At 62.2% G+C, this 20,675-nt stretch carries 15 protein-coding genes; 10 read left to right on the top strand and 5 right to left on the bottom strand.

What is annotated here, in order from left to right:
• Positions 1 to 3: 3 nt before the first annotated feature.
• The 4 genes from JNK74_17535 to JNK74_17520 are packed head-to-tail and all read left to right on the top strand — an operon-like array spanning position 4 to position 5,236.
• Positions 4 to 2,352, top strand: coding sequence for a VWA domain-containing protein (locus JNK74_17535; GenBank protein ID MBL7647988.1), 2,349 nt, complete (start codon positions 4 to 6; stop codon positions 2,350 to 2,352).
• The gene (locus JNK74_17530; protein ID MBL7647987.1) at positions 2,349 to 3,356 is read left to right on the top strand and encodes a hypothetical protein; all 1,008 of its coding nucleotides are present in this window, start codon (positions 2,349 to 2,351) and stop codon (positions 3,354 to 3,356) included. Before JNK74_17535 ends, JNK74_17530 begins: the two co-directional genes overlap by 4 nt.
• 44 nt (positions 3,357 to 3,400) lie before the next feature.
• The gene (locus tag JNK74_17525; GenBank protein MBL7647986.1) at positions 3,401 to 4,186 is read left to right on the top strand and encodes a hypothetical protein; all 786 of its coding nucleotides are present in this window, start codon (positions 3,401 to 3,403) and stop codon (positions 4,184 to 4,186) included.
• Positions 4,187 to 4,198: 12 nt separating this feature from the next.
• Positions 4,199 to 5,236, top strand: coding sequence for a hypothetical protein (locus JNK74_17520; GenBank protein MBL7647985.1), 1,038 nt, complete (start codon positions 4,199 to 4,201; stop codon positions 5,234 to 5,236).
• Between the two features lie 378 nt (positions 5,237 to 5,614).
• On the opposite strand, the gene JNK74_17515 is transcribed toward JNK74_17520, so the two are convergent.
• From JNK74_17515 to JNK74_17505, 3 genes are all read right to left on the bottom strand, one after another.
• Positions 5,615 to 6,730 carry an exo-alpha-sialidase gene (locus JNK74_17515; GenBank protein MBL7647984.1) on the bottom strand — a complete coding sequence of 372 codons (1,116 nt, stop codon included), beginning with the start codon at positions 6,728 to 6,730 and terminating at the stop codon, positions 5,615 to 5,617.
• A gap of 196 nt (positions 6,731 to 6,926) precedes the next feature.
• On the bottom strand, positions 6,927 to 7,727 hold the full coding sequence (locus JNK74_17510; GenBank protein ID MBL7647983.1) for an enoyl-ACP reductase: 801 nt from the start codon (positions 7,725 to 7,727) through the stop codon (positions 6,927 to 6,929).
• Positions 7,728 to 7,880: 153 nt separating this feature from the next.
• Positions 7,881 to 8,408, bottom strand: a complete 528-nt coding sequence (locus JNK74_17505) for a GNAT family N-acetyltransferase (protein ID MBL7647982.1) — start codon at positions 8,406 to 8,408, stop codon at positions 7,881 to 7,883.
• A gap of 128 nt (positions 8,409 to 8,536) precedes the next feature.
• Here JNK74_17505 and JNK74_17500 point away from each other — a divergent pair, with 128 nt between their 5' ends.
• A complete protein-coding gene (locus JNK74_17500; protein MBL7647981.1) occupies positions 8,537 to 10,009 on the top strand; it encodes an ATP-binding cassette domain-containing protein in 1,473 nt (490 codons plus the stop codon).
• 97 nt (positions 10,010 to 10,106) lie between these two features.
• On the top strand, positions 10,107 to 10,520 hold the full coding sequence (locus tag JNK74_17495; protein ID MBL7647980.1) for a hypothetical protein: 414 nt from the start codon (positions 10,107 to 10,109) through the stop codon (positions 10,518 to 10,520).
• On the opposite strand, the gene JNK74_17490 is transcribed toward JNK74_17495, so the two are convergent.
• Complete coding sequence (locus JNK74_17490) at positions 10,517 to 12,355, bottom strand: ABC transporter ATP-binding protein (GenBank protein ID MBL7647979.1); 1,839 nt, start codon at positions 12,353 to 12,355, stop codon at positions 10,517 to 10,519. The two genes, JNK74_17495 and JNK74_17490, sit on opposite strands and share 4 nt — an antisense overlap.
• Before the next feature lie 332 nt (positions 12,356 to 12,687).
• Between JNK74_17490 and JNK74_17485 the strand changes: the two genes are divergently transcribed.
• The 4 genes from JNK74_17485 (at position 12,688) to JNK74_17470 (ending at position 19,278) form a co-directional block, all read left to right on the top strand.
• On the top strand, positions 12,688 to 13,035 hold the full coding sequence (locus JNK74_17485; GenBank protein MBL7647978.1) for a hypothetical protein: 348 nt from the start codon (positions 12,688 to 12,690) through the stop codon (positions 13,033 to 13,035).
• 125 nt (positions 13,036 to 13,160) lie between these two features.
• Positions 13,161 to 14,462: a PQQ-binding-like beta-propeller repeat protein gene (locus JNK74_17480; GenBank protein ID MBL7647977.1), complete on the top strand. Its 1,302-nt coding sequence runs from the start codon at positions 13,161 to 13,163 to the stop codon at positions 14,460 to 14,462.
• Positions 14,459 to 17,863, top strand: coding sequence for a PSD1 domain-containing protein (locus JNK74_17475; protein MBL7647976.1), 3,405 nt, complete (start codon positions 14,459 to 14,461; stop codon positions 17,861 to 17,863). Before JNK74_17480 ends, JNK74_17475 begins: the two co-directional genes overlap by 4 nt.
• Before the next feature lie 47 nt (positions 17,864 to 17,910).
• Complete coding sequence (locus tag JNK74_17470) at positions 17,911 to 19,278, top strand: DUF1501 domain-containing protein (protein ID MBL7647975.1); 1,368 nt, start codon at positions 17,911 to 17,913, stop codon at positions 19,276 to 19,278.
• Positions 19,279 to 19,346: 68 nt separating this feature from the next.
• Here the strand turns inward: JNK74_17470 and JNK74_17465 are convergent, their stop codons facing one another.
• Complete coding sequence (locus tag JNK74_17465) at positions 19,347 to 20,642, bottom strand: MFS transporter (protein ID MBL7647974.1); 1,296 nt, start codon at positions 20,640 to 20,642, stop codon at positions 19,347 to 19,349.
• Positions 20,643 to 20,675: the final 33 nt, after the last annotated feature.

Raw genomic sequence — 20,675 nt, 5'->3', positions numbered from 1 at the left:
ATCTTGGATCTTACTTTGGGTGGAAGCTGGATAGAATGGGGCGCGCGCTGGGGCGTGGCGTCGGCGCTTGCCGTGCTCCTGCTCACCGCCCTCGCGGGCGCATGGTGGTGGAAGCGGTTCCTTTCCCGCCTCTCCCCCCTGCGGCGTCGCGGTTTGCTGTCGCTGCGCGTGGCGGTTGTCGCCCTGCTCGTCTTCCTGCTTTTCCAGCCTGTGCTGGTGCGGCCCATTGCCGTCAAGTCGGAGCAGGTGGTTGCCGTGCTGCACGACGATTCACGCAGCATGGGCGTGCGCGATGGATCGGGCCGATCCCGGGCCGAACGATTGAAAGATGCCTTGATGTCGAATTCGAGCAGCTTTGATGAGGCCCTCCGCAGTCGGTTCCATGTGATGGAGTATGCCTTCGGCGCGGGCCTGCGCCCGATCCGCGCACGGGAAGAACTCTCACGAGAAGCGCCCGAAACCCGAATCGTCCCCGCCGTGCTCGATGCCGCCGATGAATTGAAGCATCTGGAATTATCCGCCGTGGTTCTGCTCTCCGACGGCGCCCAGCAGGATCCCCTGGACGATGAAATGCGCGCAGCCCTGGCGGCGTCGGGAGTACCGGTCTACGCGGTGGGCGTAGGAGAAGAGGAGTGGCGCGACCTCGCCCTGGGCGAAGTGGCCTTGAGCCGGAGTTTCTTCGACGATGCGCCCGCACGGATTACGGCTCAGTTCACCGCCACCGGCCTGGCGGGAGAAACCGTCGTGGCTGAAGTCCTGCAGGGCGGAACCCTTCTTGCCAGTTTGGAACGCGACCTTGACGGCAACGACGTGGATCAACAAGTGCAACTGGACGTGGTCCCCGGCACACGGGATTGGCTCGAGTTCACCGTGCGCCTTCGCTTGAAAGGCGGAGAAGCCAACGCGGTCTCCCGTGAGTTCGTAGTGGACAACAACGAAGCGTCCGTCCTGCTCGATCACCGTCAAAAGGATTTCCGAATCCTCTATTTCACGGGCCGCCCCAATTGGCAGTACAAGTTCGTGCGCCAAGCCCTGGCGGGCGATCCGGAATTGCGCCTGTCCAGCCTGATACGTGTCTCCGGTGCGGAGAAGAACTTTGTCTTCCAGGGTCGGGACAGCAGCCTGGGCAATCCCCTGTTTGAAGGCTTCAAGGAGGAGGAGGAACTGCCGCGCTACGACGAGGCGGTCTTCCTGCGCATGGGGCTCGCGGAAGGCGAACTGTCCGATGGCTATCCCGTGACGCCTGAAGCCCTCTATCCCTTTCACTTTATTATCTGGTCGGATATCGAAGCCGACTTCTTCGCGCCGGTCCAGTTCCGGCTTACCCGGGATGCCGTGGCGGAGCGGGGCGCATCCTTTCTCATGCTGGGCGGACCCCACACGTTGGGGAACAATAGCTACGCGGGATCCATCATCGAGTCCATGCTGCCCGTAATGCCGGGCGCCGCAGCGAGCAGCGCGTCATTGGCCGCAAAGGTCTTTGCAAGTCCCGAGGGATTCCTCACGGGAATCTGGGCGCTGAACGCGGAGAACCAGGAAAACGATGCGGCGTGGGCGGCCCTGCCCCCGCTGCCGGGCTACGATACATTGTCCTCCCCGCGCATCGGCGCTTCCGTGCTGGCCACCGCCGAGGCCGACGTGGGCACGGAGCCCTTTCCTTTTCTCGTGCAGCATCGCTATGGCCGCGGCAAGAGCGCGGTGATTGCCACGGGAGAGACGTGGCCATGGCACATGCAGACGGGGGACGACAACAGCGACCATGAGCGACTCTGGCGCCAGCTTGTTCGCTCTCTGGCCAGCACCGTTCCCGATCCCGTGAGTCTGTCTACGGGCATGGAGCAAATCGTAGCCGGCAGCGAGACGTTGATGTCCTGGATAGTAAGAGACAAACTCTTCAAGCCGGTGGAGGGCGCAAGCCTGACGGCCACGGTACTGGGACCGGAGGGTGAAATTACCGTGCCTCTGTCGGAACGCCTGGATGCCCCCGGAACCTATGAGGGAGCCTTCACCCCCGCCCATCCGGGCAAGCATGGTGTCGTCCTCGAAGGCACGCATGCGGACGGCGAATCACAGACTCCGGTGGCGTCGGCGCTGCTGGTCGATTCGGACACGCGCGAAGCCCGGAACGCGCGATTCGATCCCGCGCTCCTGCAGTCCATCGCGCAAACAACCGGCGGTCGTTACTTCCCGCTGGCGAAACTCCAGGACGTGGCGAGGGCCATTACAGATGCGGATCGTGAACACGTGAGCGTGGAGCGTGTGCCGCTGTGGCACCACCCCGCATTTTATATGCTTCTCGCACTCCTGCTCTGTCTGGAGTGGACACTGCGACGCCGCTGGGGGCAGGCATGATGACGCATATTCGGATATATGGCCTGATCGCTTTTTTCCTGCTGCTCGCCCTGCCCGCCGGGGCCGCCCTGCACGTCTGCATCCTGCGCGGGGCGGGTGGTGAGCCCCGATACGATGAACGATTCCAGCAGTGGAGCGATCGCCTTGCCCGGGTTCTCGTGGAGCAGTGCGGGGTACAGAGCGACCATGTCCGTGCCTACCCACCGGACAGCGCCGCGCCGCCCCTCACCCGCGAATCCGCTGCAGCCGCCATGACCGCCCTCGGAACATCTTTGCAGCCGGACGACCTTCTAATGATCGTGCTCATCGGCCACGGCAGCCTGCAATTGGAACCCAAGTTCATCGTCTCGGGCACCGACATCAGCGCGATGGACGTCCATGGCTGGCTGGAAGCGATTCCGGCGTCACGGCAGTTGGTGATCAATACAGCTTCGGCCAGCGCGGCCTTTATCAACGCTCTGAGTCGCCCCGGACGCGTGATTGTGACCAGCACGCGGGACGGTGAGCAGCCGAACGCGACGGAATTCACGGAGCACCTCCTGCGGGTGCTGGAGGCGGGCCGGGGCGACCAGAATCGCGACGGACAACTGACGCTGTCCGAGCTGTGCGACGCCGCGTCCGCGGCAACCACCCAGTGGTACGAAAGCGAAGACTTTGTGACAACGGAGAATGCCCTCCTCGACGACAACGGCGACGCGCTGGGTTCGCGCCTGCCCCTGGACGTGGGTAACGCCGAGACGAAGGATGGCGCGCTGGCGAATTCCATCGTGCTTCGGAGCGACGCCGTGGAGGCCGGGGCGGATCCGGCCCGGCTCGCCGTCTATCGCGACGCTATCGCCGCGGTGGAGGCGTGGAAAAGGTCGAAAGGTACCGTGGAGGAAGCGCGGTACTGGGACACACTGGAATCCTTGTTGCTCGAGGCGGCGCGACTGAACCGCGAACTCCGCACGATACCTGCGCGGCCCGCGGCCACATCCTCGGCGCCCGATGGAGGCGAGCGATAGGGGGAAACAATGCACCGAGGCACGAGCCGGGGTAGAATTCATCCATGGACACTTCGAACTCTCATCAGGAGCCAACCGTAGAACCCGAGCGCTGGTCACGGCGTTCCATTCTCCTGTTATCCGTGCTGTATCTCTTTCTTGGGCTTGCCCTCTTTTCATGGCTGGCGCGCGTGGAGAACGAGGAAATACTCACCGGAAACTCATGCCCAAATAATCTCAAGCAATTGGGTCTCATAGTCCACATGTACACAAACGACCATGGGGACGTATTTCCCGAAATCTCGCCGAGACCTGGGGTGCTGGCGACCCGCGAGGATCACGACTATCCCGGGGTCTATCCAGAGTACCTCACCGATCTCACCATCCTCCGGTGCCCGAACATGAATTCGGAGCGTCCCCGCTCCCGCTGGTTCTGGGAAGCTCCGCCTCCGTCGCCAGCGCCGCTCGATACGGCATCGAACGACGAGTGCTACCTGTACCTCGGCTATGTGATCCCCGATCAAGAAACCCTGGAGCACTTTGCGGCGGCGTATCGCGCCCGTATCGCGTCGGGGAAGACATTCGACGAGGACCTCATCGTCACGAGCGACGGTGGGACCTCGCTGAGGATCCCGCGCTTGCGAACAGAAATTCCAAGCGTCACCGACTCCAAAGAAGCGCAGTATACGATTCCCGTGTTTATCGAGCGCTTCCCTAAAGGCCACATTCCGGGCGGTGCCAACGTGGCTTTTCTTGATGGTCACGTGGAGTGGATCAAGTGGGGCGAAAAGTGGCCGATGACACCGGAAGCGATGGAGGTGCTGTTGGCGCTGGATGGGCTGGGTGAGTAATAGGGAAGAACCATGCAAGAGCCGATTGTCGATAGCAGCGAAGCCACTCCGAGAAATCAAAGTCGGCTGGACTCCCTCTCGGAGGAAGGCTTTCTCTGGGCTTCTTATGCAGCCAGCTTTATCGGCGCGTATGTGTCCGGCCTCGCCGCATCGTATGGGTTGGCGGCGTGGGAGTTTTCGGCCGCTAGCACTATCAAACCTTGGGTGCTTGACACGCTGGCATTGCCGATCCGGCGATGGAACGGCTCCGTTTCCGTTTTTCTCGCCAATACGTTTTTCTGGCTGATCCCGCTCGCGACTTGTCTGGCGATTTCGACGATCTGGGTAAAGCCGATTGCGACATCGACTTCGCGCTCGCGCCTTACGCGTCTATCTGCGGCGACGACGGCGGGCGTTTTGGCATCCCTGGCACTCTTTGTTCTCTGGGCACGCTTCGAAGAGGGTAAACACGGAAAAGGGTATGGCAATGCGTTTTGCCAGCGAAATCTGCAACACGTGTCCTTGGCATTGCGAATGTATGCCAGTGATCGGCGCGACGGAATCTTTCCAGAACTCTGCAGCATCCCGGGAACTCTCGCCCCCAAAGATGGTTCGCTCATGCCCGAATATTTGAACGAGATCTCGGTGCTCCACTGCCCCGCATGGAACCTCAACAAGCGCTGGTATCAACCGCCCAAGCGGAAAAACGTCACGGTGGAGGATGATCGGAGCTACTTCTACCTCGGCTATCGAATTCCCGATCAGGCGACGCTGGAGCAATTCGCCGCCGCTTACCGGAAGCGTGCAGAGTCGGAAAAAACCTTCGATGCGGATTTGCCATTAGCGACAGGAGAAGGAATCATCCCACGCCTTCGGGACCGAGAGTCTACCGATCATGCCAGCCGCATCCCGATCATGATCGAACGCTACCCCAACGGACATGATCCGGCATCGGGAAATGTCCTCTATTTGGATGGGCATATCGAGCGACTAAAATGGGGCGAAAAATGGCCCATGACGGCGGAAGCGATGGAGGTGTTGCTGGCGCTGGATGCGCTGGGGGAAGATTGACTGGAATTTCCGAGATCTTTTTGTCCGATTAAAGAACCACTCCGGGTGCCACCTCAATCCCGCCCCAGCGGGTTTGGGTGCCTTGATCCACGACCACTTCAATCTATCGGCATCCGCTATGCGAGAGCATGGTTGGTTAGATTTAAGGGACCGCCCGATCACGTGCGGCAATCATTCAACTATTTCGTTCTTGAGTCCACAAAGTTTCCGTCAGGCCACGAAGAGGTAGCGGGATCTTCTCGCTCAGGGCACCCAAACCCGCTGAGGCGGGATTGAGGTGGCACCCCGCGACATCTCGCGCGTCGGGGTGGCGCGGCTCGGAATCAGTCCCCCCAGAAATCACAGGCGGGACGCCTGTGCCACATTCTTTGGAGAGTTTCAGCCCACCGTCAGGGTGAACCACCTGAGTACAGACACGCAGTCCTCGTAGCACCAGAAGGCACCATAGATTACCCCGTCGTCCAGCTTCACGAGGCAGGGGGCGCCGAAGCGGAGTACGGCGAAGTTGTTGGCCATGTTGCCGGTGTCGCCGATGAGTCCGGCCGCGCGCTGGCCCCAGATGGGCGTGGTCGTCTCGTTGATCCAGGTAGTGCCTTCCACACGGCTGAGGTTGGCCCAGAGGCCCGGTTCGTCGGTGCGGCGGTATACGCTGAGGATGCGGCCGTCATCGAGGGTGATGGGCGTCATGGTCTGGCCGTGGAGGCCAGTGGACATGGGCGCGGTCCAGGATTCACCGCCATCGCCGCTCAGGGCGTATTCATTGGGCCGATCTGCCTTCGCCACGTCGTCGTAGACCCAGGCGTTGGCCAGCAATTGCCCGTCTTTCAGGTCGATGATCTTGGATTCCCAGAAAAAGGTGCGGTTACCCGCCTCGTGCATCACGTCCATGTAGCTGGACCAGGTCTCGCCTTCGTCTTCCGAGACCCAACCCACCAGGTGGAGGCCGTTGGGACAATTGCCCGCCCAGTCGAACCACGTGGACGTGCTCCAGACCCAGCGACCATCGGGCAGGACGTTGATGGGGCTGCACAACTCGAACTCCGGACCCTCCAGCGGCGGCGTCTGGCGCACGGGCTCGCTCCAGGTCTTGCCGTAGTCCTCGGACCGCAGCATCAGGACCTCGCCCGGTGCGAAGCCCATGGTCTCGGGGTTGGCGAGGCCTTCGTCGGGCAGGTCGCGGCGATCCTGCCGCACCATCATGGCCACCACCTTGCCCTTGCCCAGCGCCGTGATGCGCGAAAAGTCCGACATCAGCGGGTGGGGCGGTCCGGGATAAATGGGGCCCTCGTGCACCCAGGTTTGGCCACGATCTGTCGAGCGGAATACATGGGTGCGGCAGTTGTGGGCCTCGAAAGCCTCACCGAGTACGCCGGTGCAGAGCAGGTCGCCGTTGTCCAGCGCCGCGAGGGACGGGAAATAGGCGTGGACGCTGCGCACGTGGGGCTTGGGGTTGCGGTAGATGAGGCCGGTGGATTGGACGTTGATCGATGACATTGAAGGGCTCCAAGGGGTTGTGGGGAGCATGATACAGCGGTCAATTGACGATTGACAATGAACAATGGACAACGGGAATCTGTGGACAGAGTGGACATTGGTCCCAAGTCCACTCCGGTCCACTTTGTCCACTCCGTCCACGCAAATAACAAGCCCGGCGATGCGGCCGGGCTTGTGCTGCGTGATTTCTCTGGAATTACTCGGCGGCCGTCTCTTCACCGGTCAGGGTGAGGCCCATGATGTTGTAGCCGCAGTCGACGTGGTGGGTCTCGCCGGTGACGCCGGAGGCCATATCCGAAAGCAGGTAAACCGTGCTCTTTGCGACGTCTTCGACGGTGGTGTTGCGGCGGAGCGGGGCGGTGTCGGCGTTGGCCTTGAGCATTTTGCGCATGCCGGCGATGGCGCTTGCGGAGAGGGTGCGAAGGGGGCCGGCGCTGACGCAGTTGACGCGGATGCCGACGGGCCCGAGGTCGTTGGCGAGATAGCGGCAGCTCGCTTCGAGGGCGGCCTTGGCGACGCCCATCATGTTGTAATTCGGCAGCACTTTCTCGGCGCCGTAGTAGGTCATGGCGACGACGCTGCCGCCGTTGGGCATGAGGGGCGCGGCCTCGCGGCACAGGGCCACGAGGGAATAGGCGGACACGTCCATGGCCAAGGCGAAATTCTTGCGGGGCGTCTGCACGAAGGGGTTTTTCAGGTCGTCGCGCTCGGCGAAGGCGATGGAATGGATCACGAAGTCAATCGTGCCCCACTTTTCCTTGATCTTCTCGAAGAAGGAGACGATCTCTTCATCTTTCGTCACGTCGCACTCGAGCACGTCGGAGCCGGGGATGGTTCCGGCGAGATCGCGCACGCGCTTTTCCAGCGGTCCGAGGTAGTTGAAAACAAGCTCGGCGCCCTGGGCGGCGCACTCCTGGGCGCAGGCCCAGGCGATCGATTTGTCGTTGGCCACGCCAAACACCAGGCCGCGCTTGCCGGCCAGCAGTCCATTTGCCATGATTCCTCCTTAAAGGTGGTTCTCGGGACTGACCGGAGCCAGCTTCCCGCAAGATTAAACAAGAAAGCACGACCCGGCGCAAACGGGCCGTGCGGGAGTGGCCGGAATCATACCACTCTCGGCGCGGACGATCCCACTTGTTACTCCTTCCTTTCAGGCCACCTCGTCCCGCAGCAGGCCGTAGAGCATATTGTCCGTAAACCGGCCATTCTTGAAATAACGTTCCCGTTGGCACCCCTCCAGCCGGAATCCCGCCTTTTCCAGAACCCGCCCCGAAGCCGGATTCCAGCCAAAGTGACCCGCCTCGAGTCGATGATAGTCGAGGTTGAAGAAAGCATGACGCACAATGGCGCGGAGCGCTTCGGTCATGACGCCCCCGCCCCAATGGGATTCACCAAGCCAGTAACCGATATCGGCGGTCCTGGCCAGCACATCGCCGTGCGCGCGTATACTAATCCCACCCACAGCCTCCCCTTCGATTTCGATGGCGAAATAATGGACGGGCCCGGTGTCCGCCGCTCGGGCGGACAGCCAGGCTTCCGCGTCGGATTCCGTATAGGGCGAGGGAAAAAGGTTGAACAAGTTGTGCGCGACGTTTGGGTTGTTGCCGTGACGCAGCAGCGCGGATTTGTCCTCTGGTCGCCAGGGGCGCAGCCGGAGGCGGGGCGTCTCAATTTCCACGATAAATTTCCTTTCGTCGGGTTGCGGATGGAAGGCCGATAACGTGGGGGAAATGATGCATACTTCGTGTATCGCCATAGAACCCGCTTGTCACCACCGGCCCCCTTTAACGTATACTCGGATCCGTCATGAAACCCTTTATCACCCTCGATTCCGTCACCTTGCGCGTCGGTGGCGCACTCGCCTTCTCCGAAACGACGTGGCGCATCCATGAAGGCGAACAATGGGTCGTCATTGGCCCGAACGGCGCTGGAAAGTCCGCACTGCTCGGCGCCTTCGACGGCCGCACGCCGGTGGTCAAGGGCGAAGTCTGGTATCACTTCGCCTGCGCCGATCCCGCCGAGAGCTATCCCATGGACGGCACGATCCCGGAGAACCGGATTGCCTGGGTGTCGCAGGAGGATCAGGCGGCCCTGGCCCGTTCCGGCGCGGAGTACCATCAAGCGCGCTGGAACGCCGCCGACGCCGACTTGGCCCCGAAGGTCGAGGAAACCCTTGTAAGACGGACCCAGGCCTCCCCTCGCGACATACGCGATGCCGCACGGCGTGCGGGTATCGAGCATCGTCTGAAGCACCCCCTTCCCGCCCTCTCCAACGGCGAACTCCGCCGGGTGCTGATTGCCGAGGCCCTGCTCCAGAAACCCCGCTTGATCATTCTCGATGATCCTTTCGCCGGCCTTGATACGGACGCACGAATCCGTCTGAGCGCCTTGCTGGAGGAACTGATCGCGCGCGGAATAGTTCTGGTCGTCGTGGTCCGTCGCCCCGAGGAAATACCGACCTCTACCACGCACCTTCTTCTGGTAGAGAATGGGCAGGTCGCACTCCAGGGCCCCATTGCCCGCCTGCGCGACCACCGCCGCTTGCGGTCGTTCTTTGCTTCGCCCCGCCCCCGAAAGAGTGCTCGTCAAAAAGTTTCATCGCGCGTCGGTGAGGAAGTCTTCTCCCTCCACCAGGTGACCGTCCGCTACGATCAGACCGTGGCCCTGCACCACGTATCCTGGAAAGTGCGCGCGGGCGAACGCTGGGCCTTGATGGGACCCAACGGCTCGGGCAAGAGCACGCTCCTCAGTCTGCTCACGGGAGACAATCCGCAAGCCTACAGCAATGACGTGCGGATATTTGGACGGCGGCGCGGCACGGGCGAGAGTATCTGGGACATCCGCGCGCGCATCGGGTGGCTTTCGCCCGAGTTGCAATGGCATTACCCCGCGGGTACCCCGGTGGCGCAGATAATCGCCTCGGGACTTTTTGACACCATCGGACTTCAGCGCGAACTGAGCGCAAGGCAGCGCCGGAGCGTGAAGGAATGGCTGGCGCGCTTTGATCTACCGCCGAAAGCGCCTTTTGGCACACTGGGCGCCGGAGCACAGCGGATGGCGCTGCTGGCGCGCGCGCTCATAAAATCGCCGGATCTGATACTGCTGGACGAGCCCTGCCAGGGTCTGGACGCCGAGCATCGAGGGGCCTTCCACCGGGCGCTGGGCGCGGCACTGGAAGGACACCCCTGCGCGCTGGTGTATATCACGCATCATGCCGAGGAATTGCCCCCGGTGGTTAATCGGCTATTGAGGCTCGAACGCGGTCGGGTGTTGGACTGAGTGGAGCACGGGCATCTTGTACGGAAACTGAAAAAATGTAATACTGGATCCCGGTTCGGACAGCGCCCGTTAACCCCATCACTTGAGGTATCAGTTCATGGAAGACAACAAGCTTTTAATCGGTGGTCTCATTATTATTGCCCTGGTCATCGCTATCCCCGTGCTTGGCCCCATGATCCGGGGCAATGGGTACGATCCCGTGGCAGACAGCCACAAGCTGGACAGCCTGAACAAAGCCGTGGCGGCCTACGCCCAGGCGAACAACCAGTACCCCCCGTCGCTTCACCATCTGGTGCCGAACTTTATCCCCCAGATTCCATTGAACTCGGTCAACCAGCAATTTCAGTATGACCCCCGCACCGGGATGGTGGTGAACCCGGCCGCTGTGGCCGCGCAGGCGGCGGAAGATAGGGCCGCGGGTGGGACACCGCGCAGGGGCGGTGGTGGCGGGCTGAGCCCGGCCACTGACGCGATGACGGGATTGAGTGTGTCGGAAGAATTGAAGTACTAGCGGGCGGGTGCGGCCTCGGGCGTGAAATCTTCGCCGGGATTTATGAACTGGTTGCTTTCGAACTGGTACTGGCGATCATGCAGATCGCGATAGCGCCCGTTCATCGCCATGAGTTCCGCGTGGGTCCCCTGCTCCACAATTTCGCCATGTTCCAGCACCAGAATCTGGTCGGCGCTGCGGATGGTCGAGAGTCGGTGGGCGATGACGAAGCTCGTGCGTCCACTCCGGAGGGACTTCAGCCCATCTTGAATATAGGCCTCGCTTTCGCTGTCGAGGCTTGAAGTTGCCTCATCCAGAATCAGGATCTTCGGGTCCGCCAGAATGGCCCGTGCGATGGCGATACGCTGACGCTGTCCACCCGAGAGCTTCACGCCCCGCTCGCCTACAATCGTGTCATAACCCTGCTCGAAACCCATGATGAACTCGTCGCAGTGGGCCAGTTTACTCACCCGCTGAATTTCATCCCGCGGCGCGTTGGGCCGGGAGAAGGCGATGTTCTCCGCGATGGTTCCGTCGAAGAGGAAGTTCTCCTGCAAGACCAGCCCCAGGTGGCTCCGGTAATCCCGCAATTTCAGTGCGGAGAGGTCCTTCCCGTCCACGGTAACGCGCCCCTGCTTTGGACGGTTGAAGGCCATCACCAAGCCGATGAGCGTGCTCTTGCCCGAGCCGCTGGAACCGACGAGGGCCGTGGTGGATCCGGCGGGCGCCTGAAACGATACCCCCTTTAGCACGGGCACGCCTTCATCGTATTCGAAGTGAACGCCTTCAAAGGCGATATCGCCGTTCACCGGGCCAGTGGCTTCGCGACTGGCGTCCTCGTCGTCTTCCGTAGCCATGCTGCGAATTTCGCGGATGCGGTCCAACCCGGCAAAAGCCTCGCTGAACTGGGTGGAAATGTTAGCAATCTGGACCAGCGGCATGACCACCATGGCGACAAAGGCGAGAAACATGAAAAGATCACCCGGTGTCATGGCTCCGGTGAGCACGAAGTGGCCGCCGAGCATGATCATCACCGTGGCGATGATGCCGATGAGGGCAGTGGATACGGAGGAAATGGCAGAGACACCGGTCACGGCGGCAGCCACATTTCGGAAGAGCCGGTGAATGCCCTTCGCGAAGATCAGGTCTTCGCGCCGCTCGGCGGTATAGCCTTTGACCACGCGCACGCCACCGAGGGATTCGGTGAGGCGACCGGTAACCTGGGCGTTGATCTCGCCCCGTTCGCGGAAGAGGGGACGCAGGCGGTTGAAGGCGAAGGCCATGGAAAAGCCAAAGGCCGCGAGGACCACGATGATCACCGCGGTGAGGATCCAGTTGAGCCAGAAGAGGATGCCCAGGGCGATGGCCGCACCGAAGACGCCGCCGCTGACCTGAACCAGTCCAGTGCCGATAAGGTTGCGGATGCCCTCGGCATCGGTCATGACGCGGGAAATCAGCACACCGGTCTTGGTGGAGTCGAAATACTGGACTGGCAGGCGCATGACGTGTTGCTGCACCTTCTTGCGCATGTCGGTGATGGCCTTCTGCGCCGCCACGCCCAGTACCTGAGAGAGGGCAAAGGTCGTGACCGCCTGAACGAGGCACGCCACGGCCACGGCAAGCCCCAGCACCTTGAGAAGCTGCCCCGGATCGCTGATGCCGAAGAGCGGCTGGGTGTGGGCGCCGGGTGCGAGGATATTGTCCACCAGATACTTCGTGCTGCCGGGTGCGACAAAGCCGCAAAGCCGGTTAATCACCACCAGCACCATGCCCAGCGCGATGCGTTTGCGATGGGACCAGATGATGGTCCTGGCTTCCGCCCAGGAACTCTTGAAATTGATGCCGCGCTTGGCCATGAGAAGGTGTCCTTCGGGGTAATACAGGGTACGGGACGCAATACGAGGAGAATTCGCGGGGAGCGGGATCCCGTGTTGCTGCCTGGGACGGTATTATACGGAAGCGGGGACCGTCCTGCACGCGGCACGATTCCGTATCGACAGCATAGCCCGATCATTGATGTTCACAGGGCCGGGGAGAACAACCGCGCGTGTGGGACCGTCCCCCGCTTTTAAAGAACGCAGGACGGGCCCGTTGGCGGGGACTTTTACTCCACCTTGCTTCAGGAACTACAATGGTGGTCTTTCCGCAGTAACTTGGGCCGTGACAGGACCCTCCACAGGAGTTCCCAATGCATACTATAACCATCCCGCGCGTCGCGCTTATTGTTTCGTTTCTTGTGCTCGCCGCCGGTGCGGCGGTAACACCAGCGGTGGCCAAGGATATGTCCGCTGGTGACCGGATCGTCGTGGCACAGGCCTCCGAGACAAGTACTCCGCCGGAGGCTCCCGCGATGGATCACGGGCGTGACGCGGCTGCCGATGCCCCGGCCATCCCGGATCCGAATCCGAAATTGAACAAGAAGCGCGCGGCATTCTGGGGTGTCACGTTCATGCTGGCCACGAGCCTTGCCTTCGCTGTTTTTGGCGTCTGGGCGATCAAGAAAACGCCCAAGTCGGGGCAACAGCGGCCGGAATAATTACCCCGAAAGTCTCCCGATGCGATCTGGCGTGTCTGTGGGCGGATCGCATACAATCCGAGTTTAATTTGTGCGCCGGGTGACCGGCGCGCCGGGTTGTCTGAGTTACCGGGAGAGCGTTGCGGATGTTGGCATTGAGACACTTTTTTCTTGGGGGGCTGGTGCTCCTCGGTTGCGCTGCGACGCCTGCGGGCGAATCCTGGCCTGAATTCCGCGGCCCCTTCGGCGATGGTCATGTGCAGGCCGCCGGCGACACCACGCCCACCGGCCTGCCGACGCACTGGAGTGAGGCGGAAAACGTCACCTGGAAGACGGCCATTCCGCTGAAGGGCTGGTCGACGCCGGTGGTGATGGATGGGCAGGTCTGGCTGACGACGGCGACGGAGGAGGGCACGGAGTATTACGTGATCTGCGTGGACGCGGCGACGGGCGCGATCCTGCACAACAAGAAGCTCTTCGAATCCGCCTCGCCCGAGCCCCTGGGCAACAATGTCAACTGCTACGCCTCCCCCTCCCCCGCTATCGAATCGGGCCGGGTCTATGTACATTTCGGCAGCTATGGAACGGCCTGCCTGGACACGAAAACGGCGGAGGTACTCTGGCAACGCACGGATCTCCCCTGCCGTCACTATCGCGGGCCGGGCTCTTCACCGATTCTCTTTGAAGACCTGTTGATTTTGACGTTTGACGGGATTGATCAGCAGTATGTCACCGCGCTGGATAAGCACACGGGCGTGACGAAGTGGCGGACCGACCGCACGCGAAAGTGGGAAGACTTTGAGCCGGATGGCTCGATCATTCGCGGCGGCGATTTGCGAAAGAGCTTCAGCACGCCGCTTATTGTGGAGCAGGGCGGCAAGCCGCTGATGCTGAGCGTGGGTTCCTCGGCGACCTATGGCTATGATCCACGCACGGGCCAGGAGCTCTGGAAAGTGGAGCAGATCGGCTTTACACCCTCGACGCGTCCGGTGTGGGACGGCGAGCGGATGTTCACGGCGCTGGGCTATGGCGCGACGGACCTCTGGGCCATTCGGACGGACGGCGCGGGCGATGTCTCCGGGACGCACGTAGCCTGGAAATATGTGGACAGGAGCATGCCGGAGACGCCCTCGCCCATTCTGGTTGACGGGCTGCTTTATGTGGTGAGCAATCGCGGGGAGGTGACCTGCTTTGAATCCGACTCGGGAACGGTGGTGTGGAGCGAGCGGATCGGCGGCAATTTCATCGCGTCGCCGATTCTGGCCGATGGGCTGCTGTATTTCGCCAGCTCCCAGGGCACGACAAAAATACTTCGCGCGGGCCGCAGCTTCGAGGTGGTGGCGGAGAACAAACTGGACGAAGGATTGATGGCTTCTCCGGCGGCCGCGGGCAAGGCGCTTTTTCTGCGCACACCGGGCTTCCTCTACCGCATTGAAAGCAAGTCATGAGCGCCGCTGCCGCACGCCGGATGCTCTGCCTGGCGGCGCTTGGAGCGACGCAACTTGCGGCGGCGGATCCGGCGGCCGTGGAGTTTTTCGAGAAGACTATTCGCCCCGTGCTGGTGGACCACTGCTACGAGTGCCACGGTGGCAATCCCGCAAAGATCAAGGGCGGATTGAACCTTACTTTTCGCGATGGGCTATTGAAGGGTGGTGATGGCGGCCCGGTGCTGGTGCCGGGCGATGCCGATGGCAGCCGCCTGATGACTGCGCTTCACTATGAGAACGCGGACTTGCAGATGCCGCCATCGGGACCGCTGGCGAAGGATGTGATCGCGAATTTCGCCACTTGGATCGCCCAAGGCGCTGCGGACCCGCGCGATACCCCTCCTTCGAGTCACGAACTTCAGGAGAACATGTCCTGGGAAAAGGTGCGCGAGCGGCGCATGACGTGGTGGAGTTTTCAGCCGGTCACAAACCCCGCGCCGCCCACGGTCAACGATGGAGCCTGGTCGGCCAATCCGATTGATGCGTTTATCAAACAGCGGCTCGATGAGGCCGGTGTGCCGGCCGCCGAGATTGCCGATTCAGAGACGCTCGCGCGACGTTTGTATTTCGTGTTGACGGGCCTGCCCCCCGCACCGGATGCTGTGGAGCGCTTTGTGGCCGAGGCGGCGGCGGATCGGCAGGCCGCCGTCGAATCCACGGTGGAAGAGCTACTGGCTTCTCCGGCCTATGGCGAGCGCTGGGGCCGCCACTGGATGGACTGGATGCGCTATTCCGAGACCCACGGCAGCGAAGGGGACCCGGCCGTTCCCCACGCATGGCGCTATCGGGACTATATCATTCGGGCGCTGAACGCCGACGTGCCCTATGACGATCTCGTTCGCGAGCACATCGCGGGTGACCGTGTGCCCGTGCCGCGCATCAATGAAGAACTCGGCATCAACGAGTCCGTCATCGGCAATGCCCAGTTTCGCTTCGTGCAGCACGGCTTCTCCCCCACGGATCCGCTGGATGAGCGCGTCCATGTGACGGATAACCAGGTGGACGTGATATCCAAAGCTTTTCTCGGCCTGACGGTCTCCTGCGCGCGCTGTCACGATCACAAGTTTGATCCGATCAGCCAGAAAGACTTCTACGCTCTCTACGGCATATTCGCGAGCACCCGCCCTGCCACGGTGACCATCGACACCCCCGCGCGCCAGGATGTGAACAAGGCGGCCCTCCAGGCGCAGAAGAATCAAATTCGCGCTGCGACGGCCACCGCGTGGATCGCGGCCACCGATCAGTTGCCCGCAAAGCTGCAAGCGCCCGTTGGTCCGTGGGCCGACGCCATCGCCAATGCAACCACAAATCTCGATCCGCTCCACGCGTGGCAGCGGCTGGGCAAAGCCGAGGACGGCGCGCTCCGGCGGGGATGGAACGAACTCGCGGCCCAGTGGCACGGCAGCCGGGGCGCACTGGAGCAACGGCGCGGCACGGCTTATCCGCTTCAATGGAATCTCGGGCAGGACGGCGCAAACTGGCAGCGCCATGGCAACGGCGTGGCGGCCACAGCCTCTGCTCCTGGAGAGTTTATTGTAGCTATCGGGGGAGACCGCGTCGTGGAGACGATTCTGCCCTCGGGCACCTATGGCAATCTCCTTTCGCAGAAGCACAGTGCGAATCTCGCTTCGCCCCGCTTCGATGTCGCGCAGAAGGCTCTCTATGTGCGCTTTGCGGGCAATGGCGACGCCCGCCACCGCTACGTGGTCCAGGATTATCCGCGGGATGGCACGATCTATCCGCTTACGAAACTTAATGGCGGTGATTGGCACTGGCAGCGCTGGGACATGGACTACTGGAAGGGCGACACGGCCCATCTGGAGATTTCCACCGCGATGGATCAGGCCGTGCTCGCGGAGCAGAAGCTGACGCCGTCGTGGTTTGGTATTTCTGAAGCCATTGCCGTGGACGAGGGTCAACCAGAACCCCGGGATGAGATGGCGGAGTTCGTCTCACCGCTGTTTGCAGTCGAGGGCGAACCCGACAACACAGGAGCGCTGGCCGATCGTTATCGGCTTTCGCTACGTGCGGCCATCGAGGCCTGGCGCGATGGTCGCATGAGCGATGAGCAGGCCCGCTACCTCAACTATTTCGTGCGGCGGGGATTATTGCCCAATACACTGGCGGAATTGCAGGAGCCTGGCGCACTTGTGGTGGAGTATCGCCGACTCGAAGGCGAAATACCCGTCCCAACGCGCGTGCCCGGCATGCTCGAAGGTGCGCCGGTGGCGCAGCCGCTGTATGTGCGTGGCAACCACAAGACGCCCGGTGAAATCGTGCCCCACCGCTTTCTGGAGGGTATCGACGCGACCCCTTACGACTCGAAGGACGCAGGGCGCCTGGCGCTGGCGGAGAGTATCTTGCGCGAGAACAATCCGCTCGCCGCACGCGTCATCGTGAACCGCCTCTGGCACTATACTTTCGGTCGCGGCATCGTCGCCACGACCGACAATTTCGGCAAGATGGGCGAACTGCCGACGCACCCCGAGCTCCTGGATTTCCTGGCGACGCGGATGCGCGAGGAAGATTGGTCCGTCAAAGCCATGCTGCGCCTGTTGGTCACATCGCGGACTTTTCAGCTCAGCGCGGCGCCTTCCAGCGAGGCGCGCGAGCGCGACCCGAACAATCTCCTGCTCTCCCATGCCCATGTGCGCAGGCTGGAAGCCGAGGCCATTCGCGATGCCATGCTCGCCACCTCGGGCCGCCTGGACGCAACGATTGGCGGTGAACCCGTCGGCGGCTGGGAGCCCCGGCGGAGCGTGTATGTTCGGGTCATACGAAACGGACTCGATCCGCTGTTGACCACCTTCGACTTTCCCACCCCCTTCACGACCCAGGGCCGGCGCGACAGCACAAACGTTCCCGCCCAGTCGCTCACGTTCATGAACGAACCCTTCGTCCGCATGCTGGCCGATGGACTTGCGAGCCGGGTACGGCAGGATGCTGCGCTGGCCGACGATGGTGCCCGGGCGGAAGCGATGTTTCGCCTCGTGACGGGTCGCTCACCGCAAGCGGAAGAGCGTGAGCGGATGCTGGCCTATGTCGCCACGGCGCAGACGCGTCCCGATGGCGCAGTGCTCGAGCCATCACTGAAAGCGCGGCTCAACGTAGCCGAAGACAGACTGGCCGATCACGAGCAAGCGGTCTCGGAAGCGGTAGCGAAGAAACTGTCGGAAGATCCGCGATTTTCGGAGATCCCCGAAGACCAGCGCAGCGCCAGGGCCAATCCGGGCTTGTGGCAGCAGCGCAATGAAGCCCAGGCCCAGCTCGACTACCTTCGCGGGCTGGCGGCCCCGGCGCAGCCCTGGGTGGAGCTCGCCCAGTCCCTCTTCAGTCTCAAAGAATTCATCTACCTGAGGTAAGCGCCATGAACCACGACCCACGCACCGCGACCATCTCCCGCCGTGAAATGCTGACCCGTTGCTCCACCGGCTTCGGGGCCCTGGCCCTGGCGGGATTGATGCGTCCCGCGATTGCGCTTCCCCACTATCAGCCCCGTGCGAAACACGTAATCTTCTGCTACATGTCGGGCGGCGTGTCTCATGTGGACAGCTTCGATCCCAAGCCCCGGCTCAATGCGGAGCATGGCAAGCCCATGCCGGTGAAGGTGGAGCGCACCCAGTTCAATCAGAACGGCAACATCTTCGGCTCGCCCTTTGAATTCAAACGCTACGGTCAGAGCGGCATGGAAGTGAGCAGTCTCTTTCCCCACATTGGCGCGTGCGCCGACGAGCTTGCGGTGGTCCGCTCGATGACCAGCGGCGTGAGCGAGCACGCCCAGGGCAATTACTTTTTTCACACCGGCTTCCCGTTCATGGGCCACCCGAGCGCCGGCGCCTGGATCAATTATGGCCTCGGGTCGGACGCGGACAATCTTCCGGGCTTCGTGGTGCTTCAAAGTGGCAACAGCACCGTGCCCCACGGGGGCGTTGGTCTATTCAGCAGCGGTTACCTTCCGGCGCAGACCCAGGGCTCCTTCCTGCAAGGCGACCAGCCCAGTGCGGTGCGCAATATCCAGCCGCTGGAGCTCGCGGGAAATCAGCGGGCCCGCCTGGATCTGGTGCGCGATCTGGACAAGCATTTCATAAGCAACCTCGGTGGCCAGCAGGATGTGGAGGCGGCCGTGGCCAACTATGAGACGGCCTTCCGCATGCAGGCCGCGGTGCCGGAGCTCTGCGATCTGAGCGGCGAGACACAGGCAACGAAGGACATGTACGGCCTCGACCACCCGAACGGCTCCACGGCGGCCTATGCGCGGCAGTGCCTGCTGGCGCGGCGCCTGGTGGAGCGGGGCGTGCGCTTCGTCGAGTTAAGTTGCCTGTCCCAGAACCCGCAGGATCCGCAGCGCGCCAATCCCTGGGACCAACACGGCAATCTGCAGGAGGGCCATTCGAGCATGGCGCTCCAGGTGGACCAGCCCATCGGCGCGCTACTGAAGGATTTGAAGGCCCGCGGCCTGCTGGACGAAACCCTCGTGGTGTGGGCGGGCGAGTTTGGCCGCACGCCCTTCTCGCAGGGCAGCAACGGCCGGGATCATAACCCCTACGGCTTCTCCATCTGGATGGCGGGCGGCGGCGTAAAGGGTGGCACGGTCCACGGCGCGACCGACGACTACGGGTACCATGTGGTGGAAAACCCGTGCACGGTCTATGACCTCTGGGCGACCGTACTCCACCTGCTGGGTCTGGATCACGAACGTCTGACCTATCGCAGTGGCGGGCGAGACTTCCGACTGACGGATGTACACGGAAACGTGATCCGGCCGATCATTGCGTAGGGACAGTTATTAAGAAAGCGCCAGCGGCCTTCGGACCGCTGGCGCTTTTCATAACGTCTATTGTCGATTCACGACTTCGCGTCGGCCACCAGGGCGGACTGCATGCGCTCCACGTCGCGCTTGACGAAGAAAACCATGCCGACGAGCAGGAGAACCGCGCCCAGCAGGTACACCACCGAGCCGAGGGCGATCGCGGTGCCGAGGCTGTACTTCTCCGCGAGTTTGCCGACGATGATGGGCGCGGTACCCGCGCCACCGAGCCAGCCGATGCAATTCATGAAGCCCGCGACGGAGCCGCGTGCTTCGGGCCGAACCACGTCAAAGACGGAGGCGAAAATGTTGGCGTCGTAGAGGCCCTTGAAGAAACCCCAGGCCGAGAGTGCCACCATGAGCCACAGGACCTCGGTGGTCATGCCGCAGAGCACGACGAAGGGCGCGCCGAGGAGGAGTCCGGCCATCTGCACGCCAATACGCCCGCGGGTTGTGGTCTTGCGGAACTTGTCGGCGAGGTAGCCGCCGAGGACCACGCTGACCATGCTGGCCAACTGCACGGACATCGTGGCGCCCAGCCCCGCCTCCGCGAGGCTGAATCCAAACTTCTCCGTGAGGTAGGAGGGCATCCAGATCAGCAGGATGGCCGCGACGAAATTGGCGCAAAGAAACGCACAGAGCAGGATTAGCACGGTCGGTGTGGTCGCGACGATATTGAGGAATTCAGCGAAGCTGACCTTGGCGGCAACGTGGGCGTCGTCCGCGCCGACATCTTTGAGGTCGGCCGCGCCGCGCCGGGGCTCGCGGAGTTTCTGCCAGAGGATGATGCCGAGCATGACGCCGAGCGAACCGAACACAACAAAGGACCAGCGCCAGCCAAAATGCTGACCGATCAGTCCGGAGAAGGCGCCGCCGGCAATGGAGCCGACATACACGCTGGTCTGGTGAATCGCCATGGCGCGGGAGCGGGTTTCCTTGCCGTGGTAGTCACTGGTTAGGGACATGGCCGCCGGGAAATAGAACGATTCGCCCAGGCCCTCGGCTGCCCGCCAGAACATGAGGTGGCTGAAAGTCTTGGAGCCGGCGGTCGCGATGCAGATCAAGCTCCAGGCGATGAGCCCGACGAGAATGGCGGTTTTTCTGCGCACGCGGTCCACGACGGCACCCGCAAAAGGAGCGGCGAGGCCGTATATCCAGGCGAAAGCCGCGCCAATATAACCGATTTGTTCATTGGTCAGGCTCATCTCCGCTTTGATCAACGGAAACACGGTGGTGATGGCCTGGCGGTCGGCGTAGTTGAAAAATGCCATGAACCACAGCATGCCGACGACCTGCCATTTGTAGTTCGGAGACACCTCTTGCGTGTCTTTCATGGTTTGGATTCCTGTTGGTTTGGGATTGATAAG

The organism is Candidatus Hydrogenedentota bacterium (assembly GCA_016791475.1).
Taxonomy (GTDB): domain Bacteria; phylum Hydrogenedentota; class Hydrogenedentia; order Hydrogenedentales; family JAEUWI01; genus JAEUWI01.
The sequence above is the reverse complement of the archived record's forward strand: the minus strand, read 5'-3'. Positions and strand labels throughout refer to the sequence as shown.